Source organism: Rhodococcus maanshanensis NBRC 100610 (assembly GCF_001894865.1).
GTDB lineage: Bacteria > Actinomycetota > Actinomycetes > Mycobacteriales > Mycobacteriaceae > Rhodococcus_G > Rhodococcus_G maanshanensis.
In genome coordinates, this window is sequence record NZ_BCXA01000035.1 from 13975 (window position 1) to 37304 (window position 23330).

Annotated in this window: 21 protein-coding genes; 8 read left to right on the plus strand and 13 right to left on the minus strand. The window is 68.4% G+C overall.

What is annotated here, in order from left to right; genetic code table 11:
* Positions 1–33: 33 nt before the first annotated feature.
* A complete protein-coding gene (locus tag RM1_RS17530; protein ID WP_072753017.1) occupies positions 34–912 on the minus strand; it encodes an alpha/beta fold hydrolase in 879 nt (292 codons plus the stop codon).
* Between the two features lie 181 nt (positions 913–1093).
* Complete coding sequence (locus RM1_RS17535) at positions 1094–2596, minus strand: MFS transporter (protein ID WP_245816427.1); 1503 nt, start codon at positions 2594–2596, stop codon at positions 1094–1096.
* A 911-nt stretch (positions 2597–3507) separates the two neighbouring features.
* On the opposite strand from RM1_RS17535, the gene RM1_RS17540 reads away from it, so the two are divergent.
* The 3 genes from RM1_RS17540 to RM1_RS27070 all read left to right on the plus strand — a co-directional run bounded on the left by RM1_RS17540 (position 3508) and on the right by RM1_RS27070 (position 6482).
* Positions 3508–5139 (plus strand): ABC-F family ATP-binding cassette domain-containing protein, encoded by a 1632-nt coding sequence (locus RM1_RS17540; protein WP_072753063.1) that lies wholly within the window; start codon positions 3508–3510, stop codon positions 5137–5139.
* Between the two features lie 138 nt (positions 5140–5277).
* Positions 5278–6189, plus strand: a complete 912-nt coding sequence (locus RM1_RS17545) for an NAD-dependent epimerase/dehydratase family protein (RefSeq protein WP_072753019.1) — start codon at positions 5278–5280, stop codon at positions 6187–6189.
* A gap of 158 nt (positions 6190–6347) precedes the next feature.
* A complete protein-coding gene (locus RM1_RS27070; RefSeq protein ID WP_269321359.1) occupies positions 6348–6482 on the plus strand; it encodes a hypothetical protein in 135 nt (44 codons plus the stop codon).
* A 219-nt stretch (positions 6483–6701) separates the two neighbouring features.
* Here the strand turns inward: RM1_RS27070 and RM1_RS17550 are convergent, their stop codons facing one another.
* Genes RM1_RS17550 through RM1_RS17560 form a run of 3 tightly spaced genes read right to left on the minus strand, consistent with a single transcriptional unit; the run spans position 6702 to position 9031 of the window.
* Complete coding sequence (locus RM1_RS17550) at positions 6702–6959, minus strand: hypothetical protein (protein ID WP_072753020.1); 258 nt, start codon at positions 6957–6959, stop codon at positions 6702–6704.
* Between the two features lie 14 nt (positions 6960–6973).
* Positions 6974–8638 carry an FAD-binding protein gene (locus tag RM1_RS17555; protein WP_072753021.1) on the minus strand — a complete coding sequence of 555 codons (1665 nt, stop codon included), beginning with the start codon at positions 8636–8638 and terminating at the stop codon, positions 6974–6976.
* Between the two features lie 21 nt (positions 8639–8659).
* Positions 8660–9031, minus strand: a complete 372-nt coding sequence (locus RM1_RS17560) for a nuclear transport factor 2 family protein (RefSeq protein ID WP_072753022.1) — start codon at positions 9029–9031, stop codon at positions 8660–8662.
* A gap of 133 nt (positions 9032–9164) precedes the next feature.
* On the opposite strand from RM1_RS17560, the gene RM1_RS17565 reads away from it, so the two are divergent.
* Together RM1_RS17565 and RM1_RS17570 are read left to right on the plus strand one after the other, a co-directional pair.
* Entirely contained in the window at positions 9165–10799 is a 1635-nt protein-coding gene (locus RM1_RS17565; RefSeq protein ID WP_072753023.1) for an AMP-binding protein, read from the plus strand.
* A gap of 104 nt (positions 10800–10903) precedes the next feature.
* A complete protein-coding gene (locus RM1_RS17570) occupies positions 10904–11764 on the plus strand; it encodes a DUF5602 domain-containing protein (protein ID WP_169922342.1) in 861 nt (286 codons plus the stop codon).
* A 70-nt stretch (positions 11765–11834) separates the two neighbouring features.
* Here the strand turns inward: RM1_RS17570 and RM1_RS17575 are convergent, their stop codons facing one another.
* Positions 11835–12353: a flavin reductase family protein gene (locus RM1_RS17575; protein ID WP_072753024.1), complete on the minus strand. Its 519-nt coding sequence runs from the start codon at positions 12351–12353 to the stop codon at positions 11835–11837.
* 201 nt (positions 12354–12554) lie between these two features.
* Here RM1_RS17575 and RM1_RS17580 point away from each other — a divergent pair, with 201 nt between their 5' ends.
* Positions 12555–13172, plus strand: a complete 618-nt coding sequence (locus RM1_RS17580; protein WP_081830560.1) for a PadR family transcriptional regulator — start codon at positions 12555–12557, stop codon at positions 13170–13172.
* A 3-nt stretch (positions 13173–13175) separates the two neighbouring features.
* Here RM1_RS17580 and lipP1 read toward each other — a convergent pair whose 3' ends face one another.
* The 6 genes from lipP1 to RM1_RS17610 form a co-directional block, all read right to left on the minus strand.
* A complete protein-coding gene (gene lipP1 / locus RM1_RS17585) occupies positions 13176–14108 on the minus strand; it encodes a LipP1 family hormone-sensitive lipase (protein ID WP_072753026.1) in 933 nt (310 codons plus the stop codon).
* Positions 14105–14968, minus strand: coding sequence for an IclR family transcriptional regulator (locus RM1_RS17590; protein ID WP_072753027.1), 864 nt, complete (start codon positions 14966–14968; stop codon positions 14105–14107). The genes lipP1 and RM1_RS17590 overlap by 4 nt, the downstream gene beginning before the upstream one ends.
* A 235-nt stretch (positions 14969–15203) precedes the next feature.
* Positions 15204–16679, minus strand: coding sequence for an FAD-dependent oxidoreductase (locus RM1_RS17595; protein ID WP_072753028.1), 1476 nt, complete (start codon positions 16677–16679; stop codon positions 15204–15206).
* Between the two features lie 113 nt (positions 16680–16792).
* Entirely contained in the window at positions 16793–17698 is a 906-nt protein-coding gene (bphC, locus tag RM1_RS17600) for a biphenyl-2,3-diol 1,2-dioxygenase (RefSeq protein WP_027502207.1), read from the minus strand.
* Between the two features lie 41 nt (positions 17699–17739).
* Positions 17740–18921: an acyl-CoA dehydrogenase family protein gene (locus tag RM1_RS17605; RefSeq protein ID WP_072753029.1), complete on the minus strand. Its 1182-nt coding sequence runs from the start codon at positions 18919–18921 to the stop codon at positions 17740–17742.
* Positions 18922–18974: 53 nt separating this feature from the next.
* Positions 18975–20138, minus strand: a complete 1164-nt coding sequence (locus tag RM1_RS17610) for a 3-ketosteroid-9-alpha-monooxygenase, oxygenase component (protein ID WP_072753030.1) — start codon at positions 20136–20138, stop codon at positions 18975–18977.
* A 241-nt stretch (positions 20139–20379) separates the two neighbouring features.
* Between RM1_RS17610 and RM1_RS26880 the strand changes: the two genes are divergently transcribed.
* Positions 20380–20976, plus strand: coding sequence for an FAS1-like dehydratase domain-containing protein (locus RM1_RS26880; protein WP_072753031.1), 597 nt, complete (start codon positions 20380–20382; stop codon positions 20974–20976).
* Between the two features lie 66 nt (positions 20977–21042).
* Positions 21043–21660, plus strand: coding sequence for a TetR family transcriptional regulator (locus RM1_RS17620; protein ID WP_072753032.1), 618 nt, complete (start codon positions 21043–21045; stop codon positions 21658–21660).
* Positions 21661–21667: 7 nt separating this feature from the next.
* On the opposite strand, the gene RM1_RS17625 is transcribed toward RM1_RS17620, so the two are convergent.
* Positions 21668–23212, minus strand: coding sequence for an MFS transporter (locus RM1_RS17625; RefSeq protein ID WP_245816424.1), 1545 nt, complete (start codon positions 23210–23212; stop codon positions 21668–21670).
* Between the last annotated feature and the right edge of the window lie 118 nt (positions 23213–23330).

Sequence of the window (23330 nt, forward strand, 5' to 3'; positions counted from 1 at the left end):
CGACGCCTCGGCGCTGCGCGCTTCGGGTGGCGATCAGGGCCGGCCGGCCGCGTCCTTGCGGCGCAGGAAGGCGAGGACGGCGCTCTCGAATGCTTCCTTCTGCTCGATCATCGCCCAGTGTCCGCAGTTGGGGAACACGTGCAGTTCGGCGTTGGGGATCGTGCGCATCGGGATCAGCGCCATGTCCAGCGGGCTGACCCGGTCGTCGCGACCCCAGGTGAGCAGCGTGGGCGCCTTCACCTTGTGCATCATCGCCCACGGCGGCGGCGCGTCGGAGGCCTCCATCGCCTTGACCATCATCGAGAAGGCCACCTTGCTGTACATCCGGCGGGCGCTGTCGAGGGTCTCCGGATCGGTGGCCTGGGTCCAGCGCTCCTCGATGAGCTCCTCGGTCACCATCGCCGGATCGTAGACCATCGAGTGCAGCCACTGGATGAGGCGCTCGCGGGTCGGCGCCTCGGTGAACTCCTGGAGCAGCTTGATGCCCTCGCCGGGGCCGGGGCTGAAGATGTTCTTGCCGATGCCTCCGATGGTCACCAGCCGGCGGACCTTCTCGGGGTGAGCGATGGCGTAGTTGATGGCGACGCCGCCACCCATCGAGTTGCCGATGATGTCGACGCTGTCGAGACCGAGGGCGTCGACGAACTTCACGACCGACTCCAGGGCGGTGACCATCGGGTGACCACCGAAGTCGTCGCTGACCCCGAAGCCGGGGAACTCGAGGACGAGGCAGCGGAAGTGCTCGGCGAAGACACCGAGGTTGCCCCGGAAGTTGCGCCAACCGGTGACGCCGGGGCCCGAACCGTGCAGCAGCAGCAGCGGGGGCCCGTCACCGGCCTCGTGGTAACGCAGGACGCCCGACTCCGTGGAGATCTCCCGAAGAGTGCCCTCGTAGCTCAGGTCCGATGTCATCGCCTACCTCCGTCTCGACAGGCGGTATAGGTCCGCCAGTGTTCACCGTCACATTGCCACTGCGGGCACCGGACACCCAGATGCTGTTCCGGTCAGTGGGCAAATCCGACACCGAAACGGGTGAAGGGCACCCCCGTCCGGTTCCGACCGGACGGGGGTGCCCTTCAGCTGGTGAGTGCGATCAGTCGGCGGTGGCCATCGCCGGCTCGCCGGAGGCCTGGGCCGCCGGGACCTTCACCTGCTCGATGCGCTTCGGCAGCAGCAGCGCCGCCGCGAGGCACGCGACCGAGGCGGCCGCCGCGATCAGGAAGGCGACCTTGAAGCCGCTGTCGGTGTAGAACACGACGCCCTGCGTCATCTCGAGCGGGATCGGCGCGATGTGCGAGTTGTTCATCACGGTGAACGCGATGACCGGCAGGGCCGCCGGGAACACGCTCTGGAACACGCCGACGATGCTCGCGGTGGACGCCTGCAGCTGCGGCGGGACCGCCTCGATCAGCAGGTTGGGGATCGAGGCGTAGCCAAGGCCCATGCCGAGGCCGACCAGTCCGGCGAAGACGATCAGCAGGCCCTTGGTGTCGTGCGAGTAGGCGGTCAGGGTGCAGCCGAGCGCGGCGGAGGCGGCGCCGAGCGCCAGCAGCAGCCGCGGCTTGACGTTGCGGCCGACGAGCATGCCCACGATGAGGCCGCCGATCACGGTGAGGGCACCGATCGGCGCCTGGAAGACCGCGAAGCCCTCGGCGTCGACGCCGAATCCGTAGCCGAGGCCCATGATCGCCGGCGTCATGGCCAGCATCGGCAGCAGCATGGTGTACAGGCCGCTGACGCCGTACATGAAGCCGGCCGCGGTGGCGGTGAAGGCGACGGAACGACGGCTCAGCACCTTCAGGTCGATCAGCGGCTCCTTGACGGTGCCCGCGGTGACCAGCCACGCCACGACCAGCGCGACGCCACCGAGCAGGTAGGCCAGGGTCGAGCCCGACTTCCAGCCCCAGGTCGGGCCGAAGCTGATGCCGATCAGGATGCCGGCGATGCCCGCGCCCAGCAGGGCCGCACCGAGGAAGTCGAGGCGCGAACGCAGCCGGACCTGGGACTCGGAGGTGCTGACGAAGATCATCACGGCGAGCACCGCGAGACCGATGACGAAGAACCAGAAGATGCTGCGGAAGCCGTGGTTGTCGATCAGCCAGCCGGTGAGGAACGGGGCGGGGATCGCGATCAGACCCATGCCGCTGGTCGCGATGCTCACGGCCAGCGCGATGGTCTTGGCCGGGAACACGTCACGGATCAGTGAGTAGCTCAGGAACAGGCAGGGCACCAGCAGACCGGTCAGCGCGCGTCCGGCGATGAGCACGCTGTAGCTCCCCGCGATCGCCGAGATGAACGATCCGAGCGCGGCGCCGACGATGCACGCCAGCAGCATCTTGCGCTTGCCGTACATGTCGGCCAGCTTGCCGATCAGCGGGGCGGTGACCGCGCCGAGCAGCAGGAACGACGTGAGCAGCCACGCACCCTGCGTGGTCTGGTAATGCGCGGCGATCGCCGGCAGGGCCATCGAGATCATCATGTAGCTGACCGCGAGCATCTCGAGCACGAGCACGATCGAGGCCAGCGAGAAGATCAGGCGGGGCGTCCACTTCTCGGGTGCGGACGTACTTCCCTGGGCGCCGGGGGGCTGCGACATCTCGCCGCCTGTGCGGGTGGTGACCATCGTGGTGGGGTCCTTCCGGGATACCAATAAATCTCAGGCCCAATGGATTTCAGGCCTCGATGTGCGATCCGGCACGTGTACGGCACGGACAACAGGAGGGTGGAGCTGTGCACCCGGCGAATTCGCACCGAATGTGTAATCCACATCACAGGTCGTCGGCGCCAGTGCGGCCAGTCACAATTCCGTTCAGTGGGACGATTGCCGCCGCTCCCGCCCGAAAATCGGACGAAACCGGCCCGCTCCCGGATCACCACCCCCGCTCAGCACTGCAAATGCCGTCCACCGAACGACGCGTCGGCGTATCACATGTGCCCCAAAACCGACCACCACGTCGGCTCCGAGAACACCCGGCCGAGGTCCCATCCGCATCCTGAGCAACAGACCGTGCCTCGACGCCGGGTGGCCGCCGACGCTCGGTGAACCCGGCCCCACGACACGTCGTCGATCACGCCCACAGTGCCTGCTCGCACTTTTGACACGGTCGGGGCCATCTCGTACAGTGCCCGGCTATGCATGTCCGTTCCACCGCGAAGACCCGAGGCCGGCTTCTCACCGGCCTGATCTGGGTACAGAGAACGCAGCGCTAGAACCCATTCTCAGCACTGTTCGCGACGGTGCATGCATTCAACGGCCCTGTAACGCCGCCGTACCCCATCCCTGGTCGACGCCGCGATTCGCACGTCCGGCCGGCGAGAAACGGTACGTGGAATCGGCGGTAACCGTCGCGACGAGCCTTCCGGAGACGAACGGCTCGTGTGCAGCCTTCCCTGGTTCACACCTCGAACATCGACTTCAGCACAGCTTCAGGACGGACCGCGATGCCCGCCCTCGAGGTCGTGTGCTGCGTGCGCCGGGGCACATTCGTTTTCTTTCAGGAGATTTCATTGATTACCGCTACTGACCTCGAAGTTCGTGCCGGTGTGCGGACCCTGCTCTCCGCGCCGGGCCCGGCCCTGCGGGTCCAGGCAGGCGACCGGATCGGTCTGGTCGGCCGCAACGGTGCGGGCAAGACCACCACGCTGCGCATCCTCGCGGGGGAGGGTGAGCCCTACGCCGGGTCGGTGATCCGCAGCGGGGACCTGGGCTACCTGCCGCAGGACCCGAAGGAGGGCAACCTCGACGTCCTCGCCAAGGATCGGGTGCTCTCCGCCCGCGGCCTCGACGAGATCCTCCGCAGCATGGAGAAGCAGCAGGCGATCATGGCGGAGGCAGTGGACGACGCCGAGCGCGACAAGGCGATCCGCAAGTACGGGCAGCTCGAGGACCGGTTCTCGGCGTCGGGCGGCTACGTCGCCGAGAGCGAGGCGGCCCGGATCTGCAGCAGCCTCGGGTTGGCGGATCGGATCCTCGCCCAGCCGCTGCGCACCCTCTCCGGTGGTCAGCGCCGCCGCGTCGAGCTGGCCCGCATCCTGTTCGCCGCGTCCGACGGATCCGGCGGGAAGTCGGACACCACCCTGCTGCTCGACGAGCCAACCAACCACCTCGACGCCGACTCGATCACCTGGCTGCGTGGGTTCCTGCAGAACCACGACGGCGGGCTGATCGTGATCAGCCACGACGTGGACCTGCTCGCCGACGTCGTGAACAAGGTGTGGTTCCTCGACGCCGTCCGCGGCGAGGCCGATATCTACAACATGGGCTGGAAGAAGTACCTCGACGCCCGCGCCACCGACGAGCAGCGTCGCCGCCGTGAGCGGGCGAACGCGGAGAAGAAGGCAGGCGCGTTGCGCGCGCAGGCCGCCAAGCTCGGCGCGAAGGCGACGAAGGCGACCGCGGCGCAGAACATGGCCAAGCGGGCCGACAAGCTCCTCAATGACCTCGATGAGGTCCGGGTCGCCGACAAGGTCGCGCACATCCGGTTCCCGGAACCCGCGCCGTGCGGCAAGACCCCGCTGATGGCGAAGGAGCTCACCAAGGTCTACGGCTCGCTGGAGATCTTCGCCGGCGTCGACCTGGCGATCGACCGCGGCAGCCGCGTCGTCGTGCTCGGCCTCAACGGCGCGGGCAAGACCACGCTGCTGCGCATCCTGGCCGGCACCGAGCAGGCCAACGCGGGCGAGCTGGTGCCCGGCCACGGGATGAAGGTCGGCTACTTCGCGCAGGAGCACGACACCCTCGACGACGAGGCGACCGTGTGGGAGAACATCCGGCACGCCGCACCGGACACCGGCGAGCAGGAGCTGCGGTCGCTGCTGGGCGCGTTCATGTTCACCGGCCCGCAGCTCGAGCAGCCGGCGGGCACCCTCTCCGGTGGTGAGAAGACGCGTCTGGCGCTGGCCGGGCTGGTGTCCTCGGCGGCCAACGTGCTGCTGCTCGACGAGCCGACCAACAACCTGGACCCGATCTCGCGCGAGCAGGTCCTCGACGCGCTGCGCAGCTACAAGGGTGCGGTCGTGCTGGTCACCCACGATCCCGGTGCCGCGGAGGCGCTGAACCCGGAGCGGGTCATCCTGCTGCCCGACGGCCAGGAGGACCACTGGTCGCAGGAGTACCTGGAGCTCATCCAGCTCGCCTGACCGCAACCAGTTTTCCCGGTGCCCGGACGAGGGGGGTTCCGCCCGGGCTGCTGTTCCGTAGCTTCGCGGGGGTCGCTTACTCGGCTCCGACCGCGCGACGCACGTACTGCTTGATCACTACTCCTGAAAGGGACTTCCGTGAAGACACTGATCGTCGGCGGCACCGGCATGATCGGCGCCCGCACCGCACTCCATCTGCGCGACCAGGGCAACGATGTCACCGTGGCGGCACGCAACCCGCTCACCGACGACTCACCGGTACGCGACTTCCCCGTGCTGCTCGGTGACTACACCGAGCAGACGTTCTCGGCCGCACAACTCGAACCCTTCGAGGGCATCGTCTTCGCTGCGGGACAGGACATCCGGCATATCGGCCGTGGTGTCGACGAGGCGGCGTTCTGGGAGAAGACGCAGTCCGGGGGAGTGCCCCGGTTCGCGGCGCTGGCCAAGCAGGCCGGTGTCGCACGGTTCGTTCAGATCGGCAGCTACTACCACCACCTGCGTCCCGACCTCGCGGACACGCTGCCCTACGTCGCGGCCAGGAAGGCGGCCGACGAAGGCGCCCGCGCGCTGGCCGACGACTCCTTCAACGTCTCGACCCTGAACCCGCCGAACATCCTCGGAGTGAGCCCAGGCGCGTCCGCCAAGCGCTACCGGCGGATGTTCTCCTGGGCCGCGGGCAACGAGCCGGCCATTCCGGACTTCGCGCCCGCGGGTGGAACGAACTACATGTCCGTGCGCTCACTCGCAGAGGCGATCTCGGGCGCGCTGCAGCGAGCAGAGTCCGGCAAGGCCTACCTGATCGGCGACCAGAATCTGACCTTCCGGGAGTACTTCCAGATGCTCGTCGACGCCTCGGGAGGCAATCGCACCATCGAGGAGCGGAACGAGGAGCATCCACTCCTGCCTGACGGCTTCATCGTGCAGGGCCGCGGCAACGTCATCTCCTACGAACCGGCCGGGACCGAGCTGCTCGGCTACACGCTGGGCGACTGCGCGCGGGCCATCGGCGAGATGCACCAGACCGTGATGGCGGCCTCGGCAGACTGAACAAGCTGACCGATCCTGTTGTACAACAGAGGCATCCGAGTTTTTCCGCTCAGCGGTCGACGTTGCTTCGCGGACCATCGAGCGTGGATAGCGTCACGCGTGCAGTAGCCGTGCACAGAAACCTGTACACGTGACAACCTTCGCACGAGGAGCAACACATGGGATCTTCACAGGAACAGCTCGGACAGCTCGGCACCGCTGCGGGGCTCATCGGAGGCGTCGGTGGCGTCCTCGCCGGCCTCGGTGCGGCGATCGGCCTGGCCGCGCTCGTCGGCGGCGGCGCGCTGTCCTAGTTCGCCACCCGAGCCGGAGGGCTGCAACCTTCATGAAGCCCTCATGACCGCGAGCTCAGCGGCTGCGTCGAGAATCTCTCGGCGCGGCCGCTGAGCCGTTTCTGTCGCGGTCGGAGGTCGCGCCCGAGTGCCGTGACTTCTCCACGCGTGCACCGTGTTCCGAAACCAAAGGAAGGCCCCACCCTGCAAGGGTGGGGCCTTCCTTCGCTCGACTGAGGGCTAGGTCAGGCGACCGGGAACCGGATAGCTGCGCGGCGAATCGGTCTCGAGCACACCCTTCACCGCCGCCTCGTCGATGGAGTCACGCAGTGACGTGCAGGTGGGGATCCACTTGCTGTCCACGCCGAGCGCGGCCTGCCGCGCGAACTCGGGGCAGGACGATTCCGCGTCCGCCAGCCACTGGATGCTGGTGTGGGTGGGGCTGTACTTCTCCACCAACACCCGGTTCCCGCAGCTGGTGCAGCTCAGTTCCTGCATGGTTGCCTCGTCTCCTAGTTGGCGCCGGCGGCGTGCCGCGCGCCGATGTAGCCGAATACCATGGCCGGACCGATGGTCGCGCCTGCACCGGCGTAGTCGTTGCCCATCACCGCGGCGGACGTGTTGCCGGTCGCGTAGAGGCCCTCGATGACGCCCCCATCGGTTCGCAGCACCTGGGCCTTCTCGTTGTAGACCAGTCCACCCTTGGTACCGAGGTCACCGGCACGCGTGCGCAGGGCGTAGTAGGGACCCTGGTCCAGCACGTCGAGCGTGGGCTGCGGCAGGGTCGGGTCGCCGTAGTAATTGTCGTAGGCACTGGCGCCCCGGTTGAAGTCCTCGTCCCGGCCGGCCCGAGCGAATCCGTTGTACCGCTGGACGGTCTCGACGAGCGCGGCGACGGGGACATCGATCTTCGCCGCGAGCTCCTCGACGGTCTCGGCGGTCTGGATGAGTCCGCTCTCGAGCCAGGCCTTCGGGAACTTCTGGCCGGGCATGATGCCGCCGATCGGGTACCGGCCCTTCGCCTTGTGGTCGAAGACGAACCAGGTGGGCTCGTGCCCGCCGGCAAGCTGATCGTGCACGAACGTCACGTACGGCGACGCCTCGTTCGTGAAACGCTTGCCGTGCTGGTCGATGATGATCGAGCGCGGGATCGAGCGCTCCGAGACCAGCACCTGGTTGATGCCGTCGGGGCGATGGAAGGACGGCATCCACCAGGCGTCGTCCATGAGATCCACAGCGGCGCCGAGCTTCTCGCCCGCGACGATGCCGTCACCTGTGTTCTCCACTGCGGCGGCACTGAAGTTGTCCTTGCCACCCTCGCGCAGGTAGCGCTTGCGCATCTCCTCGTTGTACTCGAAGCCGCCGCTGGCGAGCAGCACACCGCGGCGGGCGCGAATCCGGACCTGCGCGCCGTTGCGCTCGGCGACCACGCCGACCACCGCACCGGACTCGTCGGTGACAAGGGACTGCAGCGCGGTGTTCAGCCACAGCGGGACGCCGGCGTCCTTGAGCGCCAGCCGCAGCCGGGCGATGAGCGCGCGGCCGAGGGTGTCCATGTTTCGGCGCAGCACGATGGCCTTGACCGCGCGGAGACCGGTGAGCAGCGCGGTCCACTTGGCCTTCCAGGTCCGCGTCACCATGTTCAGCTGCACGAAGTCCTTCGAGGTGATGAACAGCCCCGGGGGCGTGGCCAAGGCGGCCGGACGCAGCAGGTCCTCGTCCTCGCCGAGCTCCTTGAGGTTCACCGGGAGCGGCTCGATCGTGCGGCCGTTGGGGCGGCCACCCGGCTGCTCGGGGTGGTAGTCGGAGTAGCCCGTGCACCACTGGAACCGCATGTGCCTGCTCGAGGTCTCCAGGAACTCGAGAGTGCGGGGACCCTCGTCGATGAACGCGTCGAGGTTCTCCGAGGGCACCCGGTCGCCGACGACGGCGTCGAGATAGGTGCGCACGTCCGCGCGCGAGTCGCCGAGTCCCTCACGGACAAGCAGCGGGTTGTTGGGAACCCAGATGCCGCCACCGGACAGGGCGGTGGTGCCGCCGTACACGGCTGCCTTCTCGATGACGAGGGTGTCCATGCCCCGGTCGGCGGCGGCGAGTGCGCCGGTCAGACCGCCGCAGCCGCTACCGACCACGACGAAGTCGACCTCGTGGTCCCAGGATTGTTCGCTTGCAGGCATAGTTCTCTCTCTTGGTGATGCTCAGCTGAAGCTGATGTCGTCCTGCGACCAGACGGCACGCATGCTGGTGATCCGCGCCTGATCGTCGAAGGTCATGACGTCGATCGGCTCGACGGTGATGGTCTGCTCGCCGGTGTCGGTGACCACGCGGAAGTGGAATGCCGCGGTGTCGCCCGCGACCCGGACGTTGAGCAGCTCCGTCTTGACCTGCACCGCGTCGAGCGCGCTGTAGAACTTCTCGATGGCCTCGCGGCCGACCAGCGGTTCGGTGCCCACCGGGTCCTCGAGGGTGGCGTCGTCCGCGTACAGGGCGGCGACGTCGGCCGACGTTCCGCCTCCGACCGCGTCGAGGTACTTCGACACTGTCGAACGGATGTCGTCTGCTGAGGCCATGATCTCTCCCGGGCATATGGGTACGGTGTGTACGTGTGACGGTAGCCACAACCACCCCCAGGCGGACCCCCGCTTTCCCGGCCAGCGGGACGCCTCCGACAGGCGCGATGATGTCCGGTACGGTCCCTCGGTTATGACCGTCGGCGACATCACCCCCGACACGATATGGGCGGTACTGTGCGAGTCCGCGCGGCGCCACCCCGACCGTGAGGCCGTCGTGGACGGACGGGAGCGGCTCAGCTACCAGCAGCTCGCGGCGTCCGCCTCCCAGGCGGGGACGGCGATGACCGCCGCGGGGATCCGGCACGGCGACCGCATCGCCCTGTGGGCGCCGAACTCCGCACGATGGGCGGTGGTCGCGCTGGGTGCCCACTCCGTCGGCGCGGTGGTGGTGCCGATCAACACCAGGGCACGCGGGGCCGAGGCCGCGCACCAGCTGCGCACGACCCGCAGCCGGATGCTCTTCGTGGACGACGGCTTCCTCGGCACCGGCTATGCCGCGATGCTCCGGGCGGCCGCGGGAGAATCCGGCCCGGATCGCCCGGTCCTCGGCCTCCCGGATCTGGAACAGATCATCGACTTCCACCGCGAACCGGACCTGCACATCACCAGCTGGGCGCAGCTCCTCCGGCGCGCGACCACGCCACGTCCCGTCGACCTGCGGGCACCCCGCCGGGTGGCTCCGCCCGGCACCGACGACGTCGCGTACATCATGTCGACGTCCGGTTCGACCGGTCGGGCCAAGGGCGTTGTGCTCCGGCACGGGCAACTCGTTCGCGTGTATCGGTCCCTGTCCGAGCGGCTGGGGATCGGCCGCTGCGACCGGATCCTGGGGGTGACCCCGTTGTCGCATTCGTTCGGCCTCAACGCCGGCCTGCTGGCGGCGCTGGCCGCGGGCGGCTGCTACGTCGCTGTGGACGTGTTCGACCCGGTCACCGCGCTCACCCGGATCACGACCGAACGGATCACCGTGTTGTCCGGTCCGCCAACACTGTTCACCGACCTGATCGCCGCGTCACCCGCGGAGCGGCAGCCACAGGCGCACACCCCGCGGCTCGCGGTCACCGGCGCGACGACGGTGGCCGCCCCGCTGCTCGACCGCATCCGCCTTGTGCTCGGCATCCCACTGATCGTCACCGGCTACGGGCTAACCGAGGCCAGCGGCACCGTCACCGCGAGATACCCCGAGTCGCAGACCGTCTCGCTCGCCGCGCCGCCGCTGCCCGGGGTGGAGCTGCGCGTGGTCGACACCGAAGGGAACGCCGTTCCCGAGGGCACCGCCGGCGAGGTCCTGGTCCGTGGATACAACGTGATGTCGGGCTATTTCGAGGACGAGGCGGCCACCGCGACGGCACTCGACGGCGACGGCTGGCTACACACCGGCGACGTCGGGGTGCTCGAGGCCGGGGAACTGCGGATCATCGACCGGATCGGCGAGATGTTCATCGTCGGCGGCTTCAACGTGTATCCCTCCGAGGTGGAGCAGGTGCTGAGCCGGCACCCGGCGGTCGGCGAGGTCGCGGTCGTCGGGGTACCCGACGACCGGCTGGGGGAGCGCGGGATCGCGTACGCGGTCCCACGCCAGGGCCACAGCGTGACCGGCCAGCAGCTGGTCGAGCACTGTCGCGGTGCGCTCGCCGGCTACAAGGTCCCCTCCGAGGTGATCTTGCTCAGCGAGATGCCACGGATCGCCGCCGGGAAGCCGTCCCGGCTGGCCCTGCGCGAGTTGGCCCTACAGCGGCGGGCGGAGCATCGCGGGGTCGGGTGAACCGTGCGTCGCCCTACCTGCGGCAGGCATCCCCGATTGCTGGGGAGACAGGATCCCAGCGATCTGGGATGTTCTCCGTCCGGCGCAACCGGGACGCTCGGCAGATGCCGAACACCGAACTCTGCACCCAACCCACGACCGCCGCCGACCTGGCCGCGCGACCCGCGAAACGAGCGGCGCGGCTGGCACTGGCCGCGTGCGCTGCCGTCACCCTGGCCGGATGCGGCGCCGCCGTCGGGGCCGACGACCGCAGCGGCACCTTCTTCGGCCCCTCGCAGGACCTCGGAGACGGCACGTCCAAGACCTACGTCAGCCTGGATTCGGACGGAAAGCCCACCGAGATCGGCATCCGGATCACGGAAACGGCCCTCGACGGTCTGCCCGGCGGCCCCGATGCCAAGCCCCAGATGCTGATGTTCGACCTGCCGGACGAGGCGTCCGAGACGGTCTTCGAGCACGTCATGCTGGATTGGAACCCCAACGGGCACGACCCACAGATCCTCTGGGGCAAACCGCATTTCGACATGCACTTCTACCTCACCGACATGGCGGAGGTCCACGCCATCGACCCCACCGCCCCGGACTTCGCCACCAAGGCGGCACGGCTACCGGACCCGAAGTACATCCCGCAGGACTATGTGGCCCCACCGGGTCCGCCCGCCGCGAACACGGTGCCGTCGATGGGCCTGCACTGGAACGACAGCGCCGACCGCGTTGTCCCTGGCTCCTTCGATTTCACCGAGGTACTGCTGAACGGCTCATGGGACGGCGAGTTCACCTTCATCGAGCCGATGATGACCCGCGAGTGGCTGCTCACCAAGCCGACCCTGCAGGAGGATCTCAAGCTGCCCAAGGCGTATCCGCGGTCCGGCTACTCGCCGACCACCTACACCGTGCGGTTCGACGACCGGTCCGCGGAGTACGTCATCACGCTCGAGGGGATGACGATGCGCGAGAAGTCCTGAGCAACAAGGCAGCTCGCAAAACGATGCCCCCCGCCGAGGTGTCGGCGAGGGGCGTCGTCCTGTGAGTGCTCTAGCCGGCGAACCCGCCGAACCCGCCCTTGAAGAACAGCAGCGGCCTGCCGTCCGCATCCGCGGTCAGGTCGGTGATGCGGGCGAGCACGATCGTGTGGTCGCCTGCGTCGTGCTCGAGCTCGACCGTGGCCTCGATCCGGGCGAGCGCGCCGCCGAGCGCAGGCGCACCGTTACCCGCCGGGCTCCAGTCGACCTGGGCGAACTTGTCGCCGCCGCTCACCGCGAAGGTCGAGCACACGTCCTTCTGGTCATGGGCGAGGATGTTGATGCACAGCGAGCCGGCCTCCCGCAGCAGCGGCCAGCTGGTGGAGGTCTTCGCGGGGCAGAACGAGATGTACGGCGGATCCAGCGACACCGACACCACCGACTGGCAGGCGAACCCGAGGGGGCGGTCGCCGTCGTGGGCGGCGATCACCGCGACCCCGGTGCAGAAGTGCCCCATCACCTTTCTCAGTGTGGCGGCGTCGGGAGCCGAGAGAGCATCCTGCTCGGCGACGGCTGTGATCTCTGCGCTCATTGCGGTGTTCCTCCTGATGAAACGGGCACCATCCAGAATCGCCACACCCTGTGCGCGGCGCCATCCCCGTTCCCGGTCAGTGGTAGCTTGCCCTGTCCAGGTCATCTGTCCAATTGTTAGGCTCCCCAGGTGGCACCGACCGAACCGGCCTCCGAGTCTGATCTACCCAACCTGCCCGCGACGAGCTGGGCTGTACTCGGCATGCTCGCGTTCGACGAGGAGCTGTCCGGCTACGAGCTCAAGAAGTGGGCCGACTGGAGCATCAAGTTCTTCTATTGGAGCCCGTCGTTCAGCCAGGTCTACACGGAGCTGAAGAAGCTCGAGAAGCACGGCTTCGTCACCTCCCGGGTGCAGCACGACAACGGCGTTCGCGGCCGCCGTCTCTACAAGATCACCGAGGCGGGTACCGCCGCGGTCGGGCGCTGGTCCAACGAGGCGCCGATCGACCCGCCCATCCTCAAACACGGTGTGATGCTTCGCATCTGGCTCGGACACCTGAACAAGCCGGAACGGCTCAAGGAGATCCTCCGCGAGCACATCGAGTACGTGTCGAAGATGGAGCGGCGCGCCGCGGCCGATGCCTCCGGCGCCGACAAGGAACCGGCATGGGCGTACTCCCAGATCGTGCTGCGGTGGGCCGAGCGGTACTACGCCGCCGAGCGCGATCTGGCCGAGCAGCTGATCGCCGACATCGACAAGGCCGACGCCGTCATCGCCCAGGTCAAGGACGGCGACGACGCCGGCTTCCCGAAGCCGACCCCCGGCGCCTGGCGCCAGGTGGAGGTCGAGACCGAGTCGGAGAACCCCGACCTGGAGTGAGCCCTAGCGGGCCGGGTCGAGGAGTTCGCGCAGATCCGCCCACGCCTGCTTCTGCGCGGTGCGTGCCAGGGCCAGCATGCCCATCGTCATGAACCCGTGAATCGCGCCGTCGTATCGACGATGGTTGACCGGAACACCCTCGGCGGCAAGGGCCTTCGCATAGGCGTCACCCTCCGAACAGAGCGGGTCGCAGCCCGCGGTGACCACCACGGCGGGCGGCAGCCCGGCGAGTTCCGCGCGCAGGGGAGAGGCATGGGGGTGATCCCGGTCCTCGACCGCGACGTACTGGTCCCAGTACCACTGCATCGCGGCCCTGGTGTTGAAGTAACCGGTCGCGAACTCCCGGTAGGAATCGGTCTCGAAGTCCGCGGCGATCACCGGGTACAGCAGCAGCTGCGCCGCGAGGGCCGGGCCGCCGCGGTCGCGGGCGATGAGCGCGGTCACCGCGGCCAGGTTGCCGCCTGCGCTGTCCCCGGCGACCACGATCCGGCCGGTGTCACCACCGAGTTCCTGCCCGTGCTCGGCCACCCACGCCACCACGGCGTAGACGTCCTCGGCGGCGGCAGGCCACCGCGACTCCGGGGCCAGCCGGTAGTCGACCGACACCACGATCGCCCCGACGCCGTTGGCCATCGCCCGGCAGATCCCGTCGTGGGTGTCCAGATCGCAGAACACGAACCCGCCGCCGTGCGCGAACACGACGATCGGTACATCCGCATCGGAGGTGACCGCGGGCCGGTAGATCCGGACCGGCAGGTCCGAGCCTGGTCCGGGAACCACGCGCTCGATGACCTCCGCGACCGGCTCCGGCTGATCGGGCAGCACGAGCCTGGCTCGGATCGCGGCGCGCGCCTGCGCGCCTGCCATGGTCTCGACTTTCGGGAATCCGGCGTTCAGCGCGTCGAGGATCGCCGCCACCTCGGCGTCGACGGTCATGCGTACTGCAGATCGGTCGGCGCCGCCGCAGGGCGGGCGCGGTGAGCCGACGGCCCGCCGAGGATGGGACGCGGTTGCTGCTGCAGGGTCGGCTGGACCCGGACCGGGCCGCCCTCGATGTTGCGCCAGATTCCCAGCGCGGTCATCCGCACGGGTGCGGCGAGCCGGTGGTCGAGCTTCATCTGGGAGACCGGACCGCAGATCGAGACGGCCGCAACCGCCTCGCCGATGTTCCCGATCGGGGCTGCCACGCAGCCGAACCCGGGCAGCGACTCCTCGCGCTCGTAGGCGATGCCCTGCTCACGCACCTTGGCCAGCTCGGTGCGGAGCTGGGCCCCCGTGGAGATGGAGTACTTGGTCTTGCGGCTGAGGAGGTCGCCGTCGAGCGCCGCGAGCTGGGCCTCGCCCGCGAACCCGAGGATCGCCTTGCCGACCCCGGTGCAGTGCGCGGGGTAGCGGCCGCCGACCCGGGTCGGGATAGCGGCGGCCATCCGGCCACCGATCTTCTCGAGGTACACGACATCGGGCCCGTCGAGGATCGCCAGGTGGACGACGTGGCCGGTCACCCGGTGCAGCTCGTGCAGGAACGGCAGCGCGGCCCGGTGCATCCGGTCCTGGTGCACCGCGAGGGAGCCGAGCTCGACCAGGCGCATGCCCAGCTCGTAGTCGCGACCCTGCCTGCGCAGCCAGCGGAGGTGGACGAGCCGCTCGAGCATCCGGTGCGCCGAGGAGCGCGGCAGCCCGGTGCGCCGAACGACCTGAGCGAGCGTCAGCCGGCCGGGTCCGTCGAAGGCATCCAGAACGAGCGAGACGCGATCGAGTACGGCGCTCGGGGTGCTGGCGTCGACCAAAGTTGTCATGGGGTCCTCCGGGAGTGCTTGGCGGCTGGGCGCCGGGTTGGTGCGCCGATCGGCTGGGGGTCCGACCGGGGTGTTTCGATTAGGAATATGACTATTGATAGCACGGGCTTGTGTCGGCTGTCACACACGACCGAGTGGTTCGTTTTGGGTCACGAGACGGCGAAGGGCCCCGGATCGATTGACTCGACCCGGGGCCCGATATGCCTGACCTGCAGTTATTGACCGCTCAGTGGGATCATCCCTTGGCCGCGGATCGGCCCGCGCGACGCCCGAAAAAACTTCCGTCGCCCAGCGAAGCACCGCTCGCGTAGCCGCCCGCGGAGACGCCGGCGGTGCACCGGCCTGCCGCGTACAGCCCCGGAATCGGCTCGCCGGAGACGTGCAGGACCTCCGACTCGACGCTGGTGCGCAGACCGCCGAGGGTGAACCCGCCGGTGAACCCGCGCAGGTCGATCGCGGCGACCGGCGACCCGATCGGCCTGACCCATTCGGACTTCTTGCCGAGCACCGGGTCCGCGCCCTTCGCGGCGTGCTTGTTGTAGACCTCGACGGTGGTCTGCAGGGTGCCCTCGGGCAGCCCCATCTCCGCCTCGAGCTCCTCGACCGTCTCGCACACCCAGCTCGGCTGGTGCCGCAGGAACGGGGTGGCCGTCGGCGTGGCCTGCGCCTCCTCGTACGCAGCCTCGTCGATCACCAGGAACGACTGGTTCTGGTTCTCGATCAGCGTGGCCTGCCCGACCCGGCCGGGGTAGGTGTCCTCGTTGATGTAGCGCTGACCTCGCCCGTTGACCAGGATCCCGCGGATGAACAGCTGCGGGTCGCAGAAGAACGCCACCTCGGTGGCGTCCATGTGCGCCAGATCGGCGCCGAGGGCCTGCGCCATCTGGATTGCCTTGCCGTCGTGCTCCTCGATGGAGGCGGCCGGGCGGCCCACCAGCCGCGGCGCGTAGGCCTCGACCATCCGGTCGTTGTAGGCGAAGCTGCCGGTGGCGAGCACCACGCCGCGACGCGCCCGGATGGTGATCTCCTTCCCGTACTGGGTCGCCACGACGCCGACCACCCGGCCGGACTCGTCGGTGACCAGGGTCTGCGCGCGGGTGTCGTACACGGAACGCACGCCGAGGGCCGCCGACGTGTCGGTGAGCGGCTTCATCAGCATGAAGCCGCCGCCCTTCTCGCCGCCGGACTGTTTGTCCGCCATCTGCGGCACGTGCCCGCGCGGCGCGGGCGGGATGGTCGCGCTGAACGGGGCGGCGTTCTCGCCGCCGGTGTACTGCAGCCCGTCGTCGCCCGGCGGCTCCCAACCCGGCTCGCCCCAGAAACTCGCCTTGAACGGGACGCCGCACTCGACCAGCCAGTTGTAGTGGTCGACGCTGCCCTCGCAGTAGGCGTCGATCTTCTCGGCATCGACGCCGGGGCCGAGTGCCTCGGTCATGAACGCCTTCATGTTCTCCGCGGAATCCTCGAATCCACAAGCCTTCTGGAGCGGGGTGCCACCGCCGAGATAGATGAATCCGCCTGCCATCGCGGCCGCGCCGCCCCAGCCGCCGGTGCGTTCGAGCACCAGCACGTCGGCGCCCTCCTGGGCCGCGGCCACGGCCGCGGACGCGCCCGCGACGCCGTAGCCGGCCACCACCACATCGGCCTCGTGGTCCCACTGTGTGATCTCGACGGCCGGCCGCGGCCGGACCGTCGTGGTGTTGCTGGTCATCGGGTTCCTTTCGTGAACGGGTCTGGATACACCTCGCGCGCGGCTCCAGTGCCGGCGAACGCGGGTGCGTACGCCGGCGGTGGAAACCGCGCGCGAAGGTGGGTGGGCTGTTGTTACATCGCCGCCAGGGGCTCGCTGCCGGACCAGTCGTGGCCCCAGTAGCTGTCGGCGGTGATCTCCTCCGCGGAGTAGTACTTCTCGTCTACCCGCATGCCCTCGGTTCCGAATTCGATGTCCCAGCCTCCGGGAGCGCGAACGTAGAACGAGACCATCTTGTCGTTGGTGTGCCTGCCCAGGGTCGAGGAGACCGAGAAGCCGTCCTTGACGACGCGGTCGAGCGCCTGGCCGACCGCATCGAGGGTGTCGACCTCGACCATGATGTGGACCAGGCCGGGGGCACCGCCGTGCGGTGCGGGGCACAGCGCCAGGCTGTGGTGGCGCTCGTTGACGCCCATGAAGCGCACCCGCATCGGGCCGAACTCCGGCGGAGCCGGGATGCGGAAGGCGCCGCGCGACAGGAAGCCGAGCACCTCGGTGTAGAAGGCGAAGGCGCCGTTGATGTCCATCACCGGAAGCACCACGTGGCCGAGACCCTGTGCGCCCGTGACGAACTTGGCACCGAACGGAGTGACGACCGGGCTGTGGTCGAGGACCGCGCCGTGGAAGATCTCGAGGGTGGCGCCGGTCGGATCCTGGAAGGTGATGACCTCCTCGACCCGGCGGGCGTCGGCCTCCTCCAGCGAGAGCGGCTTGACGGCGATGCCCGCGGCCTCGACAGCCTCCTGCACGCGAACCAGGGCGGCGTGGTCGCGCACCTCCCAGCCGATGGTGACGACCTCGTCGGTGTCACCCGGCACGATGACGATGCGCGCGGCGCGCTCGTCCATCCGCAGGTAGATGGCGTTCTCGTCCGGACCGGAGCCCTCGGCGAAGCCGAGCACGTCGAAGGCGAACTTGCGCCAGCGCTCCATGTCGTTGGTCTGGACCTTGATGTAGCCCAAGCCCTTGATGTCAGTCATGTGATGTCCTTCTTATGTTTTCAGTGCTGTGCGGGACCGGATCAGATCATCGACTTGAGGTTGTCGGCCGGATCGAGACCGAGCGAGCTCACCGCGGAGGCGTGGTAGACGGTGCTGGGCACGTGGATGGCGTGGGCCAGGCCTGCGTGCGCGTCACGCCAGTACCGCTGCAGCGGCTTGTCCATGCGCAGCGCGTTGCCACCGGAGCGGGCGAAGATCTGGTCGACGGCACCGACCGCGCGCCAGGCGGCACGCACCTGGGTGCGACGACCGGCGGCGCGGTCCTCGAAGGAGACCTCCTTGCCGGACTCGACGATGTCCCACATCTTGTCGACGTTGGCCAGCAGTTCCTGGCGGGCGGCGTTGATGTCCGCGGCGGCCTCGCCGATCGCGAAGAGCACGTACGGGTCGTCCTTGACCGCGGTGCCCTGTGCACCGACCCGGTCACGCTGGTAGTCGAGGTGCGCAGCCAGCGCGCCCTCGGCGATGCCGACGACCGCGGAGGAGATGCCGAGCGGGAACATGGTGGACCACGGCATCTTGTACAGGGTCTCGGTCATGCCGGCGTTCTTCTGCGCGGTCCCGTTGATCACCTCGTCGCCGTCCATCACCCGGTAGGACGGCACGAAGGCGTCCCGCACGATGATGTCCTTGGACCCGGTTCCCTTGAGGCCGACGACGTTCCAGGAATCCTCGACGATCTCGTAGTCCTTGCGCGGCAGGATCATGTGCAGCATCCGCGGCGGCAGCGCCATGTTGCCGTCCTTGTCGCCCTCCATGGCGCCGAGGAAGATCCAGTCACAGTGGTCGGTGCCGGAGGAGAACTGCCAGCGACCGTTGAAGATGTATCCGCCGTCGACCGGCTTGGCGATCCCGGTCGGGGCGTAGGGGGAGGCGACCCAGGTGTTGTCGTCCGCGCCCCAGATCTCCTCCTGCACCTTCGGGTCCGCGAATGCCAGCTGCCACGGGTGCACACCGACGATGCCGCACACCCAGCCGGTGGCCGGGTCGAGCGAAGCCGCCTTCATCACGGTCTCGGAGAAGGCGCGCGGGTGCGACTCGAATCCGCCGTACTGCTTCGGCTGCAGCTGCTTGATCGGGCCTGCGGCCTTGAGCAGCTTCGCAGTCTCGTCGGGAAGCCGACCGATCCGCTCCGCCTCGGTCGCCTGATCGCGGATCTGATCCGCGATCTCGAAGAGATTGTCGAGTGCCTTGTTGGTCATCGTGGTGTTCCTTCTTGTCTATCGGTAGATCGTGGGCAGGTCGGGCGGATGTGTCAGGCGTTGGCCTGGACGGGGACGACGCCGTTGGCGATGTTCTCGGCGACCTCCGCCTCCCAGCTCTGCACGGCGCGGTCGGTGTCGATCTCGAACTCGAAGCGCTTGGTCATGTCCTCGGTGACGTCCTCGACGTCGACGTAGAACTGCTTGTACCAACGGCGCAGCTGGTACACCGGGCCGTCCTCCTCGGACAGCAACGGATTGTCGATGGGCGCCTTGTTCTTCCAGATCTTGACGTCCTGCTCGAAGCCCATCTCGACGCCCTCGGCGAACTGCTTCGCCATGCCCTCGGCCGCCTCGTCCGACATGCCCTTGGGCTTCTTGACCATCGCGCCGTACTGCAGCACGAAGGAGTTCTCGTCGACCGGGTAGTGGCAGTTGACGAGCACCGTCTCGATCGTCATGCCCTGGGCATCGCTCCACAGCCAGTCGAGCATGTAGGACGGGCCGAAGTACGAGGCGTCCGATCGGAGGGTGGAGTTCGGATCGTCGTAGCTGGTGCCGACGGAGATGTCGTGGCGCGGGGTCGACCGCATGTACTGGGTGGCGACGTGGCCCTCGAAGACGTTCTTGAAGAACCGCGGGAACGAGTAGTGCACGTAGAAGAAGTGCGCCATGTCCACGACGTTGTCGACGATCTCGCGGCAGTGCGAGCCCTCGATCAACATGGAGTTCCAGGTCAGGGCGGTCCACTCGTCGGAGCCGAAGCCCTCGATCTCGGGGATCGTCACGTCGTCGGTCGGCTTGCTGCCCTGCGGGTCGTGCCACACGTAGAGCTGACCGTTGCGCTCGAGCGTCGGCCAGCTGCGGGTGCGCGCGAGCGGGGGAACGCGGCGGGCGTAGGGGATGCCCGTGCACTTGCCGTTGCCGCCCCAGCGCCAGTCGTGGAACGGGCAGGCGATGGAGTCACCCTTGACGGTGCCCTGGGCGAGGTTGCCGCCCATGTGCCTGCAGTAGGCGTCGAGCACGTTGAGCTTGCCGTCCGACTCCGACTGGAAGACCACCAGCGAGGTGCCGAAGGCCTTGATCTCGTGCGGCTTTCCGTCCTGGAACGACTTCAGCAGGCCGAGGCAGTGCCAGCCACGGGCGAACCGGGTAGGGGCCGCCGCCGCCTCGATCATCCTGACCTCGTCGGCGTCGGACTTGGATTGCAGCGCCATCGCTACCTCTTCTCTCACGCTCGAGACAAACGCGCCCGAGTCACGCACTGATGTGATGAGCCTCATAATTCGGGGCATCGGCATGCGAGTTCATGGGGCCTTCCCGCTGACCGGGACGATTTCGCCCCCGCCCAGCAAGCCGGTGCCCGCAGCCTCCCGATCAGCGGGAAGAGGACGCCGGCCGGCCCTCGCGCGGACCTACCGTCGCGGTATCCGAACTGATCGAAGGAGGTGCGGATCGATGATCACCACAACCGCAACGAGCACGGTGGGGTCGCCGTTCACCGGCGTCACCGTCGACCTGGAGCGCGGCAAGATCCTCGAGTTCGCGGAGGCCACCCACTCCACCCACGCCGCGTACCGCGACGCCGAGCGCCCGGTGGTGCCTCCGACCTACCTGTGCGGAACCGATTCGATCGCGGGCGCCCACGACGTCCCGTCGGAACGCGACTGCCGCTTCTTCGGCGCACCGCCGCGCGCCGGTGACCAGCTGACCGTGACCGTGCGCGACGGCGAGCACGACCGGATCACCGAGTACCGCGACGCCGACGGCCGGTTGATCGCCGACGCGTGGACGCAGGGCGCGGGCGGCGACACCGCGGTGGTCGGGCAGCTCGCCAACTACGCAACCGACTGGCTCGGCCCGGAGTCGGTGCGACGATTCCGCACCCGCCTGGTGACCGCGGTCGCGGCCGACGAGACGCTGTCGTGCTCGGGCGAGGTGGTGCAGGAGTACACGGCCGACGGGGAGGCGCGCGTCGACGTGGTCCTCACCGCCACCGGGCAGGGTGGACGTGTCGCGGCCCGCGCCTGGGCCACCTTCGCCCGCGCCGCCTGACCGGGCAGTAGCCTGGCGACCGGAGCGATCGGTCGGGACGGAACCCGTTGGCAGGTGTGAGGGCGAATGGCGAGAACACGCGATGCCGAGCAGACAGGGGCAGCGCGGCGCAGCCAGATCCTCGCCGCCGCCATGACCCTGTTCGCCGAGAACGGATACCGCGGGACCTCGCTGGCGGCAGTCGCCGCGGCCGCGGGCATCACCCGGTCCGGGGTGCTGCATCATTTCCCCAGCAAGGAAGCTCTGCTGTCGGCCGTGCTCGCCGAACGCGATCAGCAGGCATTCGACGCCGTGGAGGTGGATCGTGCCTTCGAGGGGCCCGCGGCAGTGCGGGCGCTCGACATCCTCGATGGGCTGGCGATGCGCAACGAGGGCAACCGTGAGCTCGCCCGGCTGAGCCATCTGGCGCTGTTCGGTTCGGCGGACGCCCCCGAGGTTGCGCACGAGTGGTCCGATGAGCGCATCCGAACGTACCGGAGCAACCTCGCCCGGGTGATCGAGCAGAGCGTCGAGGCCGGGGACCTCCGCGCCGACGTCGACGCGGAGGCCACTGCGCTGCTACTGGTCGGCGCGTTCACCGGCCTGACCGAACTCTGGTTACGCGACGAGTCCCTGGACATGGTGGCGGCGGTGCGGATGCTCACCACCCTCCTGCGTCGCGATTTCGCACCGAATCAGGACTGACACCACGTCACTTCCCCTGTCCCACAGGTTGTCCCATGTCGACGATCGAGTCGACATCGACCTGGACGATCCTGCGGGGAACGAGCACGGCGGCGCACAACCCGACAAGGGCGATGGCGGCGGCGATCAGGAATCCCACCGTGAATCCGTCGTCGGTGTAGACGGTTGCGCCATTGAGCATGCTCGTGATCATCGGGGGCAATTGAGCGACGTGTGAGCCGTCCATCACGGCGAACGCGAGAATCGGCGCGATCGCGGGCACCACGGTCTGGAACATGCCGACCAGTGCCGAAGTCGACGCCTGCAGCTCCGGCGGCACCGCCAGGAACACCAGATTCGGTGTCGCCGCGTACGCCAGCCCGGACCCCAGGCCGACCGCACCCGCGAGGATCATCAGCAGGAGCTCGTTGTCGTGGGCGTAGGCCGTCACGGTGCACCCGATTGCGGCCGAGACCATTCCGAGTGAGATCAACAGTCCCGGCGAGGCGACGTGGCGACCGACCAGGACACCGACGACGATGCCGCCCAGCACGCCCATCACACCGATCGGAACCTGGAAGGCCGCCGCGCCCTGTTCATCGACACCGAATCCGTAGCCGAGTCCGAGCATTGCCGGGGTCCTGGTCAGCATCGGCAACAGCATCGAATACAGGCTCGTCACAGCGTAGATGCACCCTGCCGCCAGCGCGGTCAGCAACACCGGCCGCCGGCGCCACAGCCTGATGTCGATCAACGCGTCTCGGGTTGCCGCCGCGGTCACGACCCAGATGGCGATCGCGGCGATACCGGTGCCGAGCAAGGCGAGGGTGACCGCGGCGGTCCATCCCACCACCGGCCCCTGGGAGACCCCACCGAGCAGACCGGCGATACCGGTGCCGAGCACCGATGCGCCCAGCACGCCGACTCGTGCGCGCAACCGCACCGGTGATTCGGGTGTGGTGAGCACCACCGCGATGGCCAATGCACCCAGCGCCAGCCCCATGAACCAGAACAGGCCACGGAACTCGTGGTCGCCGACCAGCCATTCGGTCAGGAACGGGGCGGGGACGAGTGCCAGCCCGACGGCTGATGTGGCGATCGATGCCGCCAGCGCAACGGTGCTGGGCGGGAACACATCTCGAATCAGCGAGTAGCTCAGGAACAGACACGGCACCATCAGGCCCGACAGGCACCGGCCGACGAGGAACGTCCCGTAGTTCGTCGCGACTGCGCACAGGAGGGCCCCGATCCCGGACAACACGATGCAGCTCAGCAGCACCTGCCGCGTGCCGTGCAGATCGGCGAGTTTGCCGATCATGGGCGACGCGGCCGCGCCGACGATCACGAACGCCGTCATGATCCAACCGTCCTGCGTGGTGTGGAAGTGGGTAGCGATGTCGGGGATCGCCATCCCGACCAAGGGGTAGCTGAGCGCGGCCACTTCCAGCACTGCGACGAGCGCGGCGAGCGACAGGGCCAGACGCCAATTCCAGCCTGGCCGTGCGAGATCCGATGCTTCGCCGGTGCCGCCGGTCGGCTGCGCGGTGTCGCCGAGGGAGATGTTGGAGTGCACGACGACGCTCCTTTCGTGGGTTCGGTTCATTGGGACAGGGGGTGAACCGCTCCACGGGGGAACAGGCTGACTGACCCATCGGTCGGTCAGCCTAGACTGTAAGACGCATCACGTCGAG